At 47.5% G+C, this 17,879-nt stretch carries 11 protein-coding genes and 1 riboswitch; of the genes, 8 read left to right on the plus strand and 3 right to left on the minus strand.

Annotation, left to right across the window (positions count from 1 at the left end):
• Positions 1-207: 207 nt before the first annotated feature.
• Together FPE01S_RS08430 and FPE01S_RS08435 are read right to left on the minus strand one after the other, a co-directional pair.
• Positions 208-3,555 carry a VCBS repeat-containing protein gene (locus tag FPE01S_RS08430; protein ID WP_083990175.1) on the minus strand — a complete coding sequence of 1,116 codons (3,348 nt, stop codon included), beginning with the start codon at positions 3,553-3,555 and terminating at the stop codon, positions 208-210.
• On the minus strand, positions 3,555-4,586 hold the full coding sequence (locus tag FPE01S_RS08435; protein ID WP_046368284.1) for a LacI family DNA-binding transcriptional regulator: 1,032 nt from the start codon (positions 4,584-4,586) through the stop codon (positions 3,555-3,557). Before FPE01S_RS08435 ends, FPE01S_RS08430 begins: the two co-directional genes overlap by 1 nt.
• Before the next feature lie 577 nt (positions 4,587-5,163).
• Between FPE01S_RS08435 and FPE01S_RS08440 the strand changes: the two genes are divergently transcribed.
• The 5 genes from FPE01S_RS08440 (at position 5,164) to FPE01S_RS08460 (ending at position 13,721) form a co-directional block, all read left to right on the plus strand.
• The gene (locus FPE01S_RS08440) at positions 5,164-8,307 is read left to right on the plus strand and encodes a SusC/RagA family TonB-linked outer membrane protein (protein ID WP_052955612.1); all 3,144 of its coding nucleotides are present in this window, start codon (positions 5,164-5,166) and stop codon (positions 8,305-8,307) included.
• 31 nt (positions 8,308-8,338) lie between these two features.
• Entirely contained in the window at positions 8,339-9,856 is a 1,518-nt protein-coding gene (locus FPE01S_RS08445; RefSeq protein WP_046368285.1) for a RagB/SusD family nutrient uptake outer membrane protein, read from the plus strand.
• 61 nt (positions 9,857-9,917) lie between these two features.
• Positions 9,918-12,149, plus strand: a complete 2,232-nt coding sequence (locus tag FPE01S_RS08450) for an FG-GAP-like repeat-containing protein (RefSeq protein ID WP_046368286.1) — start codon at positions 9,918-9,920, stop codon at positions 12,147-12,149.
• The gene (locus FPE01S_RS08455) at positions 12,149-13,267 is read left to right on the plus strand and encodes an alpha/beta hydrolase-fold protein (RefSeq protein ID WP_046368287.1); all 1,119 of its coding nucleotides are present in this window, start codon (positions 12,149-12,151) and stop codon (positions 13,265-13,267) included. The genes FPE01S_RS08450 and FPE01S_RS08455 overlap by 1 nt, the downstream gene beginning before the upstream one ends.
• Before the next feature lie 160 nt (positions 13,268-13,427).
• Positions 13,428-13,721 carry an NIPSNAP family protein gene (locus tag FPE01S_RS08460; RefSeq protein ID WP_046368288.1) on the plus strand — a complete coding sequence of 98 codons (294 nt, stop codon included), beginning with the start codon at positions 13,428-13,430 and terminating at the stop codon, positions 13,719-13,721.
• Between the two features lie 4 nt (positions 13,722-13,725).
• Here the strand turns inward: FPE01S_RS08460 and FPE01S_RS08465 are convergent, their stop codons facing one another.
• Entirely contained in the window at positions 13,726-15,144 is a 1,419-nt protein-coding gene (locus FPE01S_RS08465) for a DHA2 family efflux MFS transporter permease subunit (RefSeq protein WP_046368289.1), read from the minus strand.
• Between the two features lie 55 nt (positions 15,145-15,199).
• A riboswitch (TPP riboswitch) is annotated at positions 15,200-15,295 on the minus strand.
• Positions 15,296-15,660: 365 nt separating this feature from the next.
• On the opposite strand from FPE01S_RS08465, the gene FPE01S_RS24745 reads away from it, so the two are divergent.
• From FPE01S_RS24745 to FPE01S_RS08480, 3 genes are read left to right on the plus strand one after another with little or no spacing between them, the layout of a single operon-like run.
• Positions 15,661-16,404, plus strand: a complete 744-nt coding sequence (locus FPE01S_RS24745) for an energy transducer TonB (RefSeq protein WP_052955613.1) — start codon at positions 15,661-15,663, stop codon at positions 16,402-16,404.
• A 19-nt stretch (positions 16,405-16,423) separates the two neighbouring features.
• Positions 16,424-17,170, plus strand: coding sequence for an energy transducer TonB (locus tag FPE01S_RS24750; protein WP_052955614.1), 747 nt, complete (start codon positions 16,424-16,426; stop codon positions 17,168-17,170).
• A 27-nt stretch (positions 17,171-17,197) separates the two neighbouring features.
• Entirely contained in the window at positions 17,198-17,848 is a 651-nt protein-coding gene (locus FPE01S_RS08480) for an alpha/beta hydrolase family protein (protein ID WP_046368290.1), read from the plus strand.
• Positions 17,849-17,879 lie beyond the last annotated feature (31 nt).

Here is a 17,879-nt window from a genome sequence, read left to right on the forward strand (position 1 = left end):
TAGGTATCGGGGAATACGCACCTTCCACTTTCACAGATCTGATAACAAAGTAACTGTAAGTTTCAGGCATTGTCAATGGGTGATTTTCCCGTACACGCCGATATTTTACCCGGTCTTCCTTAATCCGGGGGCGTCATTGCCCAACTGTCATGCTTCGACGTTTTATATGATCAAGAGTACTGCCTTCCAGGTGCGGTTTGGATTATGCTATTGGGGCAAAAGGTAAGTTTGTAATGCTCCGTTATTTACTGCCACCAGGAGCATTCGTTGCCGGGCTTTGTTCCGGATGACTGCCATACTTTTTACATCCCCGTTTATGCGCAATCCTGATGATCCCGCGGGAAGAGCCTTGAAATTTCCACCGCGGCCGCCTTTCAATAAAAGGCCATAAGAAGCATCATACCGACCGCTCATTACCTCTCCCTGGTATTCATTTCCGGCAAGGATAAGATCTTTTATGCCATCTCCGTCGATGTCTTCGCAAACAATGGCATTCACCGGCGCAAATTGTGCTTCGATGGGAAACGCATGAAACCTGAATTTCCCATTTCCCAGGTTTTCGCACCAACCCGACGCAGCCTGGCTGCATTGCAGTCTAATCAGGTTACTGGTATCGGGAAATATATCGGCAAATCGGGCGCCTGCATATTTTTGGTGACTGAGAAACCGCTTTTTGATGGCGGGTACCTGTTCAGCCAGCGGATCCCGGTTAATGGCAGGAATCAGGCGGCGTACAGTATCTTCTGTTTTGATCCAGTAGAAAGGTATTGGGTCGAGGCTGCCGTTTTTGTCGATGTCCTTGGCGAAAAGCATCATAGGATATTGTGCTGAAATCTTATACCGGTTATTTAGTCCCATATTGCCCGCCACAAAATCAATATCGCCGTCGTTGTCGATATCCGAGGCAAGCAGGCTTCGCCACATGCCGTCAGCGGGTGATGGCATAGCAGAATCGGTATATTCCCGCATAATAGTTTTCTTGTTGCTGAAGAAACGTATGGGCATCCATTCGCCAGCAAGTACCAATTCAGGATACTGGTCGCCGTTGAGGTCCGCCCATTGGGCGCCGGTTATCATGCCCGCTCTCTGGAGCTCCGGACAGATTTTTTCTGTTATATCAGTGAACAGTCCATTGTTGTTTTGTAAAAGGAAGCTCCGCGGAGAGGTGGGATAGCGACCGGCAACGCGCCCACCGATAAAAATATCATTGTCCCCATCCCGATCAAAATCAGCAATTGCAACCGCGCCTGCAATGCAACGCACGGCTGACGGGATTGCGAAGGAATCGGGTTGGAAATTTCCTTTTCCGTCATTGAGGTAAAGCGTTGGCCGAAGATGGATCGAGGTGTCGGCGAAGCGGTAATCGCCGCGGGTAACCAGCAAATCCTGGTCGCCGTCTTTATCTGCGTCGAAGAAGACCGCCTGCATGTCTTCTTCCCATTTATTAAAACCGGGAAGATTACTACGTTGAAAACTGCCATTGGGTTGCTGCTTCAGTAATGCCCCGGGAAACTGGGTGGCGCCGCCAATGAAGATGTCAGTGAGCTGGTCGCCCTGGATATCTCCCGTGGCAATAAAGGGTCCCTGTTGTGAAAATTTTTGAGGGATCAGCCGGTTAAAGGCAAAGTCGTTGAAAGAATTATCAGTATGGAAATAGGTGAGCCCTGCGCTATCGCTGATATTTGTTAATAGGGTATGGCTGATTATAGCCGGCAACCCGGCAGGCGAAACGGCATTTTTCTCTGAAATGGTATAGAGCGAATCAGCCTTTAATGCATGTATTGTTTGCGTTTTGCCACCCGGCCAGGTAACCAGAAGAGAATCGACTTGCCTGCTTTTACCCGTACCAAATAGCAACCGGTTGTCAACCGAAGAACAATAGCCGCGCACAGGCCATTGCTCCTGTAACTGTTGACTGCCGTTAGTGTATATCGTGATACGGGCACCTAAGCCCTGCTGGTTTCCTGGAGCTCCTTCGAATTGAAAGCAAATAAAATGACTGCTGTCGGGTACATTCTGGCGCACCTGATTCAGGAAAATAAATGGCTCGCTGTTGATATTGTTAACAATGAGGTCAAGGTCTCCGTCGTTGTCAAGATCGGCGTAGGCACAGCCAGTCGACAATGACGGTTCGTTTATCCCCATGCTTTCCGATACATTAATAAATCCAAGGTTATGATTATTCTGGTAGCAATAGTTGGGCAGGTTGATATAGTTGAGCGAACGTAGTTTTTTATTCAGCAGTTCACGTTGCTTTTCCGGGGCAAATTCGTTGTCGAGTTCCTGGCCGAACTGGATGAAATCAGCATTGACAAAATCACGACCGATCCCATTGGTAATGTGAATGTCTTTCCATCCATCGTTGTTGACGTCAGCGAATAAAATGCTCCAGCTCCAGTCTGTTTCAGATATGCCGGCCAGTTGGCCTATTTCGCTGAAATAGGGAATGATCGTGTCGCCATGGTGGTAATAGCCCTGGTTGAGTTGCAGCATATTGCGCATGAACTCGGGCGAATAGCCATTATTGCGTTCGGCTTCATAGCGGTCGTAGTTCATGAAAGAGTGCGTGAGTTTTTTTCGTTCGTTGTCTTCCGGCATCATGTCAAGTGTGGCAAAATCGATGAGGCCGTCATTATTGATGTCGGCTGCATCTGATCCCATACTCGAATAACTCTGGTGACGGGTGGCTTGATCAAGTTTGTTGCTGAAAGTACCATTTCCATTGTTGATCCAGAAGTCGTCATTTGATAAAAAATCATTGGCCACAAATATATCCGGCCATCCGTCGCCGTTAAAATCGCTTACCGATACACCGAGTCCGTAACCGTCTTCCCTGATGCCAGCTTCCATACTTACATCAGTGAAATGTGGTTGTCTGGAACCATTGGCAGCACCATCGTTGCGGTACAGTTTGTCATTGGCAGGAGAGTGGCCGCTTTCGTTTTTGGGAAAAATCGAATTGGCGTTCGGGCCGTTAAAGCGGTAATTAACCAGGTACATATCCAGATCGCCATCAAGGTCATAGTCAAGGAATGCAGCCTGGGTACTGAAGGAAGTATCAGCGAGCCCATAAATGGCGGCCTCCTCTTTGAAACTACCGTTTTGCTGGTTGATAAAAAGCTGGTTGGCGGCGGGTTTGGAAAGAGACTTGCCATAATTGCAGATATAAATATCATCCCAGCCATCTGCATTAACATCGGCAATGCTTACACCAGTACACCAATTGGTAGTTGTAATCCCGGCTTTCTCTGTAATATCTTCAAACCGGTTGGCTCCCCTGTTCAGGTAAAGCCGGCTGCTTACCTGGTTGCCGCAAAAGAAAATATCTTTTAAGCCGTCCTTATTGAAATCGCCAATACCGACTCCGCTGCCCATATAGGCGAATTCATTCAGTGCTTCTTTCTCAAACTTGCTTTCGTCGATCTGGTTGTTGAATTTTATCCCTGACTCATTCGCAGAAAGTTGCAGGAACTGCGTTGCCGGCCGATGCTGCCGGCAGGCTGTCATAAGCGCCAGGAAGGAGGTGACCAGGAGCAGGCGGGTATAAACTGACATCAGGAAATCTGTTTAAGCGAAGATTCTCTTATAATAAGCTCTGAATGTAAAATGATGGTGTTGGTGGTATTGATATTGGATGTTCCCTTGAGATGGCTTATGATTTGCCTGGCGGCAATTTGGCCCATTTCATATCCTGGATAGTCAATGGTTGTCAGTTTGGGTGAGATCACTTTACTGATAGCATCATTGTTGAAGCCGACAATCGCCATATCCTCCGGAATATGGATGCCGGCATCTTTCAGTACCTGCATCACCACCGCGGCGCAGAAGTCGTTTGTAATAAATATGCCATCGGGCAAAGGGGATAATTTCAGGATACGTTTGGCTGAATAGGCTGCATGCTCTTCTGCAAGTCCATCGACAATCACCATCCGTTCATCAAAAGCAATTCCATTGTCGGCCAGCGCTGCTTTGTAGCCACGTAAACGTTCACTATATACATTTCTGTTCAGGCTCGACGTAATATGTGCAATACGTTCACAACCCTGCCTGATAAGGTGCTGGGTGGCATCGTATCCGGCTTTGAAATTATTAATGATGACTTTGGCCCCGAGATCCTGTTCAAATACCCGGTCGAAAAACACCACCGGCAGGCTTTTGTCAACAAAGCTTTTGAAATGATGCAGGTTACTGGTATCTGAGGCAAGTGAAGCAATCAGGCCGTCGACCCTTTTGTGAAAGAGGTTATTCGCGTTGGCTCTTTCTTTTTTTGCATTTTCTGAAGAGTGGGCGATGATCAGGTCATAATTGGTTTCAGCGGCAACATTCTCTATACCTGATAGTACGGAGGTGATGAAGTTGCTTCGGAGCTCGTGTACCATCACACCCAGGGTATTACTGCGTTGTTTTCTGAGGTTGGAAGCGAATGTATTGGTTTGGTATCCCAGCTCACGGGCGGTGGCCAGGATCTTTTTACGGGTGGCGTTGCCAACGGCATTGGTATTCTTCAAAGCCCTGCTTACTGTTGAAGGGGAAACGCCAAGCTGGGTAGCGATATCGTAGATGGTAATGTCTTTATCCCGGGCCATTTTTGCAATCGGTTACCCGCTGGGACGGGTGGTTTTGGCAATGATTATCACGATTTTACAAGAGTAAATTATGGATTTTATAGAAAATGTAAAATAAGTGGATAAGTTTTTCAGAAAAATAATGCAATCGGTTGCACTGTAAATTTTTTTTATTAGTTTAGACGTCAGAACCCGGAATTGAACAGCCGGGACACGATTGACTGATGCCTGTTGCTATTTATATAACTGCATTTCCGTTTGACAATATTGCAAGCGCTCTAGGGGGGTCCTGTTGGGATTCTCCTTTTTTGCGTAGGTAGACGATGAGATAGACCGCCCCTGAAAACTGGAACTGCTTTCTGAATGGTTTCGGGCCTGATCACCATATAAAACTGCTGCCAATGCTCTTGTCTAACACACCAGTGCCGGTTTCGGATGCGTCCCGAATCGCCTTGGGTCTTCCCGTCTTCCATTACATGCCGTTGAAATACTATGCGAACGACTCGTAGCATTGACCTGTACCCCTGAAGCTTATTATCTATGCAATAAATAAATGTTCAGCGCTAATAATTGAAGATTAATATCAAAACTATCTGTTATGACTGTAAGAATTTTTAATCAGATAACGGGGTTGTTTTCATTTATACAAAAACAATCAGCAATTGTACTGCTATTGGTTATTGTTGTGCCACTGCAGATCATGGCCCAGTCACCCACGTACACCGGCACAGTAAAAGACGGAGCCGGTAAACCTATATCCGGCGTTTCTGTAGTGGTGAAAGGAACATCCCGCGGTACAACCACCGATAATAATGGCCGGTTCAGCATTTCTGCAGAGGCGGGCTCCGCCATCGTGTTGAGCTCGATGGGTTTCGAAAACAGGGAGCTGGTGCTGGGAAAAGACACTGATCTGTCCGTATCTCTGGCTACGCTCAACCAGAACCTGGAAGATGTAATTGTGGTGGGCTATGGCACCCAGAAAAGAACCGCTGTAACGGGCGCTATTTCTACCTTAAACAGTAAGACCATTAACGAGATTCCTGTTGTCAGTGTACAGTCTGCCCTGCAGGGCCGTGTACCTGGTGTAAACGTAGTTGGTAATGGTAGTCCAGGTACTGAACCCATCGTAACCATCCGGGGTATCAGTTCCATCTCCTATGCTTCCAATCCCCTGTATGTGGTTGATGGATTTCCGACAGGCGATCTGTCAGCCATCGACACGAGAGACATTGAATCAGTTGACGTGCTGAAAGATGCTTCTGCAGCTGCCATCTATGGTTCAAGAGCCACCAACGGCGTGATCATGATAACCACTAAAAAGGGCAAAAGAGAGGGCAAACTCCGGGTCGATCTGAACTCTTATTATGGTATTCAAAATGTAAACAATCGTCTCGATATTCTCAATCCTGAACAATTCGACAAATATGCGCTTGCATACAGGGGCAGCCTTGTACCAAGAAGAACTGATCCTGCCTGGGTGAATACACCGATCTATCCGGGTGCATCAACCACTTATGGAAACAATGTTACCGACTGGCAGGATGAATATTTCAGGCAAGGGTCGATGACGCAAACGCATATTGGTTTGAGTGGAGGTAATGATGCGTCACGCTTTTACGCTTCCGGTAGTTTCTTTGACCAGCAAGGCACCGCACCCGGGGTGGCATACCGTCGCTATAATTTCCGGATCAATTCCGATCACCGTATCAGCAAGACATTCTCCTTCGGTGAGAACATCTATATTGCTTACGGGGACCAAAACTATGACAACAACGAGACCGGCACCCGTTCTAACCTGGTAAACGTCATCAAGATGATGCCCTATATGCCGGTTTACGATCCTACCACCAATGGTGGCTACAGGGGTGTTAACTCAGTGTTGGATGGCGGCGACCCTACCAATCCCATCGAAGATGCGGAACTTAAAAATCCCGGTAACAGGACAACGGTAAAAGTTCTTGGAACTATTTTCGCCGAAGTGAATCTTACCAGTTGGCTGAAGTTCCGTTCCACTTTCGGTGTGGATTATGCAAACGGTCTTGACTACCGTTTCTCTCCCATATTTAATGACGGTGGTACTGTTGCCGGTTCCAGCGCCATCCAGGCTACAGTTACCAACAACAGAACGCTCTCGGCCGTGCAATTATATACCCAGCAATTTACCTTTGACAAAAGCTTTGGAAATCATCATGTCAACGCAATTGCGGTATATGAATACCAGGGACAACGGGTGAAAAATGAAAACGCCAGCGGTAACCAGCCGTCAAATGATTTGAAAACGCTGAATAATGCCAGCAATATATCCGCTCAAACCCTGATTGCGGACTACAATATCGTATCGTATATCGGCCGGGTGGCATATGATTATAAAGGTAAGTACCTAGTCAATGCAGCACTTCGCCGCGATGGAGGTTCATACTGGGCACCCGGAAAAAAATGGCAGACGTTTCCGTCTGCTTCTGTGGGCTGGCGCATAGACCAGGAAGAATTCATGAATAACATCGACGCGATATCTGAATTGAAACTTAGAGCGGGTTGGGGTATTACCGGTTTGAATGGCGCCGTATTGGGTAGTTCGCCCTGGCAGGTATATGTAAATGCAAATAGTTCATATTATCCTTTTGGCAATGCTTTGACCAGTGGTCCTGCTTCTTCGATTCAGCGCCTGGGTAATACCAACCTGGAATGGGAAACAACCGAGCAGACGAACATCGGCCTGGATCTTGGTTTGTTCCATAACTCATTGACGCTATCTGCGGAGTATTATCAGCGGAAAACAGACAACCTGATCATGGCGGTGCCACTTTCACCAAGTATGGGATACCTTTCCTCTACCGTTATCACCAATGCCGCCGGTATGAAGAATACGGGTTTTGAGTTCCAGGTGGGCTACAGTAAGAGAAGGGGCGATTTTTCATACAATGCCACCGGCATCTTCAGCACCATCAAAAACGAAGTGCTGAAACTGGCTGACGGGGTACCGAATATTGAAGCCGGGTCAGATGTTGACCTGACCGAAGGCTACAATGTAACCAATACAATGGCGGGAGAAGCAGTTCAGTCGTTCTACGGCTGGCAGACTGAAGGCATATTCCAAACTGCCGACGAGGTTTTGAAACATGCTAAACAAACCGCTTCTACAGCACCGGGTGATATTAAGTTCAAAGACCTCAACAATGATGGTGTAATCGATAACCTCGACCGTACTGTACTCGGTAGTTTTATCCCTAAGTTTACCTACTCTCTGAATCTTGGTGCCAACTATAAAGGATTCGGTCTTACTTTATTCTTCCAGGGTGTTCAGGGAAATAAGATCTACAACGCCCTGCGCACTACCACCGAAGGCATGGTTCGTTTCTTCAACGCAGGCACAAGAGTACTGGATGCATGGACGCCCACCAATACCAATACTGACGTGCCCCGCGCCATATCTGCTGATCCTAACCAGAATGCGCGTCCGTCGGACCGCTTCCTCGAAGATGGTTCATACTTCCGACTGAAAAATATTATGTTGAACTACAATGTTCCCGACCGCTTCCTGCAGTCCGCAACAAAAGGAGTAGTGAAGAATTTCAACATATATATATCGGCCCAGAACCTATTCACTGTAACGAACTACACCGGATTAGATCCCGAAGTAGGAAGGAGAGACCCGAATGCCTCATCACTGACCAATGGTATTGACTATGCCGTTTATCCTCAACCCAAAGGATTCCAGATCGGCATCAGCACCAGTTTTTAAATAAAGTCAGAATCACTTAAAAACTAATTGTATGAATCGAAATATCAAGTTACTGGCAGTAGCGACCGGGTTGGGAATTGTTGTTGTTGTTGCGTGTAATAAAAAGCTGGACGTGACAGATCAAAACAACCCTACCACTGAAAGTTATTTTAAAACGGCCATCGAGTTGCAAAACGGGGTCAATGCTGTTTATTCAAGTTTGCGCGCAGGTAACCTCGTCGGACGGGAATGGTTTTTTACCCACGACATGCGCGGGGCAGAAACTGCATCCGGTGGTGACCAGCTGGAAGCGCCGCGGGCTGAATTGATGAAAGAGCCATCACCTTCGCCGTCCAACTCAGTGATGACCAGCGTTTGGAACGGCACTTACCAAATGATCAACAGGGCCAACCTCGTTATATCGAAAGGACCTGGAGTCACCGACGATGTAGAACTTCGCGATATTGTCGTTGGCGAAGCTGAATTTCTGCGCGCCTGGGCTTACTTCGAACTCGTGTCAATGTGGGGCGATGTGCCCATGTACACTGAGCCGGTTGCATCAGCATCTGACTTCAAGGCCAAATCGCCCGCCGCAGATATCTATGCACAGATCATAAGCGACCTGACTGATGCTGCATCAAAATTGCCTGAAACCCCGTCGCAGCAGGGCAGGGCAACGAAAGGAGCAGCCTATGCGCTATTGGGACGTGTGCAAATGCAGAATGGAGACTACGCTGCTGCCAAAGCCGCACTCATGAATGTGTACGGCAAATATAGCCTGGTTCCTTTCCTGCATAATTTTGACGGCGATATTAAACTGGGAAGCACTACCCTGGCCACAGGCAATGAATTCAATGCGGAGTCAATCTTCGAGGTTGTATTCGTAGACAAGGGCGATAACAATTTCAATTGGGGATACACCGGGGAAGGCGCTACTGCGAATGCCACAATCATGCGCAGCCAGGAATATGGTATCGTCTGGGGAAACGTAGTGCCATCCAACCTGGTACTGAACGAATTTGAAGCCGGCGATCCGCGCTACGAATACACAATTTATGAGTCAGGTGATAAGATTATGACCATGGGCGGTACTGAACCCGGAAAAGCGCTTACCGAAGATGGCATGAATGTGAAGCCGAGTACCCGTAACGGTGTAACGAAAAAAAGAATCTATCGCAAGTATTCTATCCTCGACTGGACTGACGACGGGTTTCACCCTGATGGTATCAACCAGCGCATGATCCGCTATGCTGATGTGCTGCTGATGCTGGCCGAGTGCGAAGCAGAAACAGGCTCACCTGCCAATGCAGCGAAGTACATCAACGAGGTTCGCGCACGGCCCGGTGTGAATATGCCGGCTATTGCCGCCGCTTCCAAGGAACAGGCTATTGCTGCAGTAATGCACGAAAGAACTGTTGAGCTGGCAGGCGAAGAGCTGAGCAACATTGATATCATGCGTTGGCGGAAAAAAGGCTATTATCCTTCTATCAAGCCAGATCCAAAACCCGGACAGGTGGATGCGTTCCCCATTCCGGCCAGCGAAACTTCTACCAATCCATTGGTGAAATAATGATTGATTGATTGATTTACAAACAGCAAAGGCTACACCGTAGCCTTTGCTGTTTTATACCATGGACAACATGAACCAGAACCGGCATTTTATCATGTTTTTGTTGCTCGCGATGCTATCCTTTTCGTGCAAACACCATCCTGTTCCCAACCAGGAAATGGTCGACCTGCTGAAAAACTGGGAAAAATATTACGACAGTCCGAAGAATATTTTTGCCGCCAGAGCCATTGTGAAATCCTGCGATTCTTTATTGGACGCGTCAGCCGATAGAGAGCGCATCGATTCTGCCCTCAATAAAAAGGCAAACGCATTGCTGCAATTGGGGGAAGAACAGAAAGCTATCAAGATTTTCGAAGAACTGCTGGAGAAAATATCGCCCATTGATGCGGACAGAAGGCTGGCGGTGATGAAAGACCTGGCCGTTTCTTATCTTCGGCTGGGAGAAAGGACCAATTGTATCCGGAATCACAGTGCCGAATCCTGCATATTTCCAATCTCCGGTACAGGTGTGCACCAGGATAAAACAGGCTCCCAAAAGGCTATCGAAATATTCCAGCGTATCCTTGCCGCCAATCCGGGTGATCCCGAAGCAAAATGGCTGCTGAATATTGCGTACATGACCACTGGCGGCTGGCCAGGGCAGGTGCCACCACAGTTTCTGCTGCCGGTTTCCAATGATGATTCGACCGGCGTGGTAAAACCTTTTGCCGATATTGCCGCTAACCTCGGATTGAACTATAAATGCATGGCCGGGGGGTGTATTGTAGAAGATTTTGATGGTGATGATTACTTCGATATTGTTATCAGCAGCTGGGATCCGTCGGAACGCATGCATTATTACCGGAATAACGCCGATGGAACATTTACAGAAAGATCGGATTCATCCGGACTGGAAAACCTTACGGGCGGTTTACACATGATGCAGATAGATTACAACAACGACGGGCACAAAGACATTTTTGTCTTACGTGGCGGATGGATGGGTGAGTTTGGAGAGGCACCCAATTCGTTGCTGAAGAATAATGGCAACGGAACATTTACCGACGTAACAAAAGAAAGCGGTCTGCTTTCCTTTCATCCGACGCAAACCGCTACCTGGGCCGATTTTGACAATGATGGCTGGCTTGATGTATTCATCGGCAATGAAACATCGCCAGGAGGCAAGGTGCATCCTTCCGAATTATACCGGAACAACCGAAATGGAACCTTTACTGAGATTGCTGCGAAGGCAGGTTGTGCGGTTACTGCATTTGTAAAAGGGGTAACATCTGGTGACTACAACAACGACGGACGAACGGACATTTTCATCTCAACGCTGAATGGAAACAAGATTTTATTAAAGAACAACACCCCTCAGAACGGAGCTGTACAATTTACGGATGTCAGCAAAGAAGCCGGCTTTGCCAATAACAGGATTCGGACCTTTCCGACCTGGTTCTGGGATTATGACAACGATGGCTGGCCCGATATTCTGGTTTGCGGATATGAATTTACCGAGTCATTGTCGTATTATGCCGGTGCAGAGGCAATGAATTTGCCGGTAAACAATGCAGGGAAAGTTTTTCTCTTCCATAATAAACAAGACGGAACATTTGAAGAAGCAACTGCGAAAGTTGGCCTGAATAAAGTAGCTTTTGCAATGGGCGCTAATTTCGGCGATATCGACAACGACGGTTACCTCGATTTCTATTTAGGTACCGGGAATCCGCAAGTTAAATCTGCCATACCTAACAAGTTGTTTAAGAATGTTGGCGGTAAGAAATTTATGGACATCACTACTGCCGCCCGTGTTGGTAACCTGCAAAAGGGGCATGCCGTTTCCTTTGCAGATATGGACAATGATGGCGATGAAGATATTTATATAAAAATGGGAGGGGCTTACACGGGCGATGCCTATGAAAATGCCTTCTACTTAAATCCCGGTCAGAATAGCAACCACAGCCTTACGCTTATGTTAACCGGGACTGTTTCCAATAAAGCTGCCATAGGGGCAAAAATTAAGGTGACCTTCAAAGAAGCAGACAGCCTGCGGTCAGTGTACCGGGAAGTGAATACCGGTGGGAGTTTTGGATCGAATCCAATAAGACAGCACATAGGCGTTGGGTCGGCTGCCACCATTGACAAGGTAGAGATCACCTGGCCAGTAACGGGTAAAACCCAGGTTTATAAAGATCTGCCTGTCGACACCTGTGTCCGGATAACAGAAGGTGATACAGGGTTGGTGAAATATAAGCTGGAGAGGCTGGACTTTCCCGGTGAAAACCCGCATTCTTCACATAAACATCACCTTTAATGAAGTATCAAATTTCTGCACTTGTAGTAATGCTTGTGATTTCAGCTGGTATTTGTCGGGCGCAATCCAATACCATTCTCGAAGACTTCACACCCGCTGTAACCAATCAACCGGGTCAGGCTTACCCGCAAGTAAACTCACAAGGCTATGCCCGGTTTCGCATACATGCACCACAGGCCGACAGTGTTATTGTGAGCCTGGGTTTGGGAGGAAGAGGGGGTACCAGGCTGGTAGGAGGTGAAGACGGCTTTTGGACCGGCACAACAGAAGGTCCCATGGATGAAGGGTTTCATTATTATCACCTTACTATTAACGGCGCTTTATTCAATGATCCTGGTGCATTGAACTATTATGGTTCGACCCGCTGGGAAAGTGGGATTGAGATACCCGCACACGACGAAGAATTTTACGCCTTGAGTGATGTTCCGCATGGACAGTTGGTGCAGGTTTATTTTCCATCGAAGGCAACAGGCACTGTACGTCAGGCATTCGTATATACGCCGCCTGGTTACGAGAAAAGTGCAACTACCCGTTATCCGGTTTTATACCTGCAGCACGGATGGGGAGAAAATGAAACAGCCTGGCCAAAGCAGGGCCGTGTAAACCTGATTATGGACAATCTCCTGGGAGGGGGAAAAGCACAGCCTTTTATAATAGTCATGACTTACGGGATGACCAATGAAATAAAATGGGGTCATATCGGGGAGTTCAAAATTGACACCTTTCAGACTGTACTTACACAGGAGTTGATACCTTATATTGATTCGCATTTCCGAACCGTTAACAACCGTTTGGGGCGGGCTATGGCAGGTTTGTCAATGGGGGGCATGGAAACCCACATGATAACACTGGCGAAACCTGATTTATTTTCAAAGTTTGCACTCTTGAGTGGTGGTTTGTACACTCCGGAAGAGCTTAGCGGAAAAGTCAAACCTGATCTGATTTTCCTGAGCTGTGGTAGCCGGGAGAATCCAGGCCGGGTGAAGGAGGCTGCCACAAAATTGAAAGCAGCAGGCTTTAACGCGGTTTCCTATGTTTCGGACAATACCGGGCATGAATTTCAGACATGGAGGAGAAGCTTTTACCACCTGGCGACTCTCCTGTTTGTTAACAGGTGAGGCAGGCGGATGTTACTCGGGGAGCACTTCCCTGGTACTTCTTTAGAATACCTATGCAGCACGATAAGTTTAGCCAAACTCCAAACCCCAAACCCCAAACCTCAAACCTATTCCTCACTACCTTTGTCTCCCCACTATTGATCATTGCAAAACTTGTTGTATGCTTATTGTTCACGACATTTTCGTTTGCAAGCCGGGCAATGCCTCCAAACTTGCCAAAAGATTCAAGGAAACCATGGCTCTCGGTAATCAACCGGTCACCGTTATGACCGATATGACCGGCCAGTTTAACCGGGTCATCATGGTCTCACAGTATGACAGCCTTTCCGCCTACGAAAAAAGCTGGGAAGACATGCAGAAAGATCCGGAAACCATGAAAAAAATGGAAGAAGCCATGAAGGGTTATACCGACATGTATCTTACCGGATCAAGGGAGATCTACAGGGTGTGGTAAAAATCTATCCGAGTACCTCTTTACTTTTCAACCGTTTCCGGGTACGTTGGGGTAGCCTGAAAGCAGGTACCAACGCCAGGAGAATTATGCCCGCAGTCACCAGGAAACCATCCATCAGGGAGAAGTGTTCTGCAAGCCGCGTTGCGAGCCCGCGCTCCAGATAATGTGCCAGGAGGTGTGTATGGAGGGCACTACTGATCGCAATGCCAATTGACCCCCCCAACTGAAGCATCAGGGTGTTCAGCGAGGTAGCGGTTGGCGTCTGTTCTGCAGTTACTGCATTAAGCATAGCAGTTGAAACCGGGGCGATCAGGAAACTGATACCCAAACCACGAATGATCATGGCTGTTATAATAAAAGCTACCGCCGTGCCCTGGTCGATTCTTGAAAAAAACACGAAAGACAGGGAGAGCAGCAGGATTCCCATGATAGAGATATTCCTGATCAGGCCTCTGTCCGCCAACCTCCCGGAAACAGGGCGGGTAACGAGCATGATCAAGGCGTTGGGCAGAAGGAGTAATGCACTTTCCATTTCGGTGTAACCCAGGTATCCCTGTAACAAAAAGGGAAGAAAGAACATGCCCCCGAACAGCGCCAGGGATCGTATTCCGACTATGGTAAAACACCGGTTAAATCCCGCTATCCGGAAGATGGAGAGATCCATCAGCGGATCGGGCCTTTTTGCTGATCGCAGGTATAGCAGGAATGCGGTTACGGTGATGGCCAGTGATCCCAGGAATTGCCAGGAAAGGACACCAAACCGTGAAGCAAAGGGAATGATGGTTGCCTGGAGCAGTAGGATAAAACCTGCCAGTAACAGGTAACCTGTTGTGTCGAAACGCGGTCTGGTTGTGGGATAAGTCTTCAGAAATGAAAGGTTTTTCCGGGCCATCGACAAAGTAATTATACCGATGGGAACATTGACATAGAATATTGATTCCCAACCCAGGTATTGTGTAAGAACGCCACCCAGCGTCGGACCCAGGGCCGGCCCCATTACGTTACCGATTCCCCACCAGCCGATCGCACTACCTCTTTCCTCCTTCGGAAAGCTGTCACTCAGAATTGCCAGGGATGTAGGTGCTATGGCTCCGCCACCGACCGCCTGCAGTACTCTCGCCAGGATGAGAAATGTCAGGCTTGTGGAGAGGCTGCAAAGCAATGATCCGATTGTAAAAATACAAATGCTTCCCATGTACAGCCAGTAATAACCGATGCGGTTTTTTAGCCAGCTGGTGAGCGGAATGAAAAGACTGTAGGTGATCATGTAGGCCGTTACAACAAGCGCAACTGCATCGAGCAGCACATCGAACTGTTTCTGAATAACCGGCAGGGAAACATTCACGATGCTGCTGTCAATGGCAGCCATTGAAGTTCCGATCATCAGCGTTACCAGTACCATCGTGCGGTTGGAAGCCTGCATACCCCGAATCTACTGCATAGTGGTCAAAAAGAAAGGCTTCGGATGGAAGTCCGAAGCCCTCGAAGTTTCCTTTTCCTACGCTGGCATTATCCAGATCAGGTGATTTGGGTATGTTCTCAGATTTCCGAAGAAACCACCCCAATTGAGGAAACAATCTGAATGTATTCATTCAATCAGCATGCCAGAAACAATTTACGGCCACTGCTCACGTGATGTCCGGGAGTATCGTGATCCCGGAAGCAATAGTTTCTACAAACTGTAGAAAGAGCGCTGAACATTCACCCCTACTGTTGCACGGATTCCTGAAAAGGTATTTATGAAAAACGTGCAGCCAAATCGGAGTAAACCTCCACGTAAGGATCAGCAGAAAACGCCTGGGCCGGAAAACAAAGATAAGCTGGATAGTCGCGAAGGGGAAGAGCAATTAATCAAGGGGGACGATCGGACACACAACGCGAATTCAGTTTGCAATAATTCGTTCCCCGTTGTATCTTATGGCCAAGAACTTAAGTTGCCATGCATAAGATTTTCCTGGTATTATTTGGTCTGATTACTGGTGTTTCTGCCATTGCCCAGCAAAATGAAACGATCGAGGTGTTTGATTCCAAATGGAGAAGCTCCTCCGAAAAAAAGGCCCAGTATCTCAGGCGATCCTACAAGCTTGGCGATTCCTGTTATGTTTGGGAATATTACCAGTACAAAGGTCCGATGATCCGGTCAGAACGTACAGCCGACAGTGAAGGGAAAGTATTCCATGGAGCGTCATACCATTATAACGAAGCCGGATTTCTGGATTCCATGGGGACTTTCAGACAAGGAAAGAAACATGGAGAATTCGTCCGCCTGAAACCAGACAAATTCGCCTACGATGTGATTTATACTTATTCAAATGACAGCCTTGTGAATATTGAACTGGTTAAGCCCAAGCCCAAAGCTGATCTGGCAGGGAATGCCCTTGAACAGGAATCCGACTATCCGGGGGGAGCGGGTGCCTGGCAGCGGTTTCTAAATCAAAACCTCAGGTATCCTGAAAGATCAATCAACCTCAGGGCAATGGGTACGGCGATTGTTGCTTTCGCCGTTGATGAAACCGGTGGCGTGACCGGGCCTTTCCTGGTCAGATCAGTTGAATTGGGAATTGACAGTGAGTCGTTACGTATGATCAAAAAATCGGGAAAATGGACCCCCGCAGTGCGGAATGGAGAGCCGGTGAAGTCTTTTAAATTACAGCCATTGACTTTCCGCCTCGAAAAAGGCTGAGTATTCCTATTTTGCAGGGATGAGACACCTTATCCTTGCCCTCCTCAGCCCGCTATTCCTTGCCACTTCAGGTAATGCACAGAAATTAAAGGACGAAAATTTCTATGTTTTTGACGCTAACTGGAAGGGGGCTGAAATTGAACAGGCTGTTTATATGCTGCGAACCTATAAGGTCAACGATACTTGTTACCAGTGGGAGTTTTACAACTTTAAAGGGCCAATTCTTCGTTCGGAACAATCCCGCGACAAGGATGGGGATATCATGCACGGCGTTTGTTATCATTACGACGGGAATGGTATATTGGATTCTATATCCCGTTTTTACCAGGGAAAAAAACATGGGGAATCAGCTCGTCTTAAAACGGACAGTTTTCGATATGACATCGTATATACCTATGAAAATGATCAACTTGTAAAAACGGAGAAGGCCGGAGAACATCAAAAACGTGAGGATCTGCAATTTGATTTGGGGATTGAGTCGGAATATCCCGGAGGAGTAGGTGCCTGGAGTAACTATCTGACAAAAACCCTGGTATATCCTCAACGCGCTGTACAACTGGAGAAGCAGGGCACCGTTCGGGTAGCATTTATTGTTGATAAGGAAGGGAATGTTACGGAACCGTTTATATGGAAATCGGTTGAATACACAATTGATGCTGAGTCTGTTCGTATTATCCGGAAATCGGGGAAATGGAAGCCGGCAATTCAAAATGGCCGCACAGTCAAATCTTATAAAGTTCAACCCATAACCTTCCGGTTACAGTAGGTGAACCGGTATTGTTAATTTAGGAGTATGAAAACAAAGAAGAGCATCCTGGCCGTTCCGGATGCAGGTAAGGTTTCCGGAGAATATTTTGTTCCGGCGGACGCTATTTCTTTGCTGGTGTTGGCGCACGGTGCAGGAGCGGGTATGCACCACGTTTTTATGGTAACGCTTGCGGAAAGACTGGCAGCAGCAGGTATTGCGACATTAAGGTTTAATTTTCCTTTTTCGGAGAACGGAAAGGGAAGGCCGGATACTCCCAAAGTTGCGCACCAGACGATTTCAACAGCATTAAAACATGCGGCGAAGTCTTTTCCGGAGCTTCCCTTGTTCGCCGGGGGAAAATCATTCGGGGGGCGGATGACTTCTCAGTACCTGTCAGAGCATCCTGATGAAGCAGTAAAGGGAATCGTTTTTTACGGATTCCCGTTGCATCCGGCAGGCAAACCATCAACAGAAAGGGCGGCACATCTCAAAGCAGTAACGAAGCCAATGCTTTTTTTACAGGGCAGTAAAGATACATTGGCGGAATGGTCACTCATAGAGCCGGTGTGTGCAGCGCTACCATTGGCCACACTGGTTCGCCTTGAAGGCGCCGATCATTCCTTCAAGGCAGGTAAGCAGGATACTATAGCTGTACTAACGGAAGCAACAAAAAACTGGATCAACAGTCACCTGTAATCGCACTGAAAATTGTAACTTATACACTTAT

Origin of the sequence: Flavihumibacter petaseus NBRC 106054 (assembly GCF_000974785.1) — a bacterium.
Lineage (GTDB): Bacteria > Bacteroidota > Bacteroidia > Chitinophagales > Chitinophagaceae > Flavihumibacter > Flavihumibacter petaseus.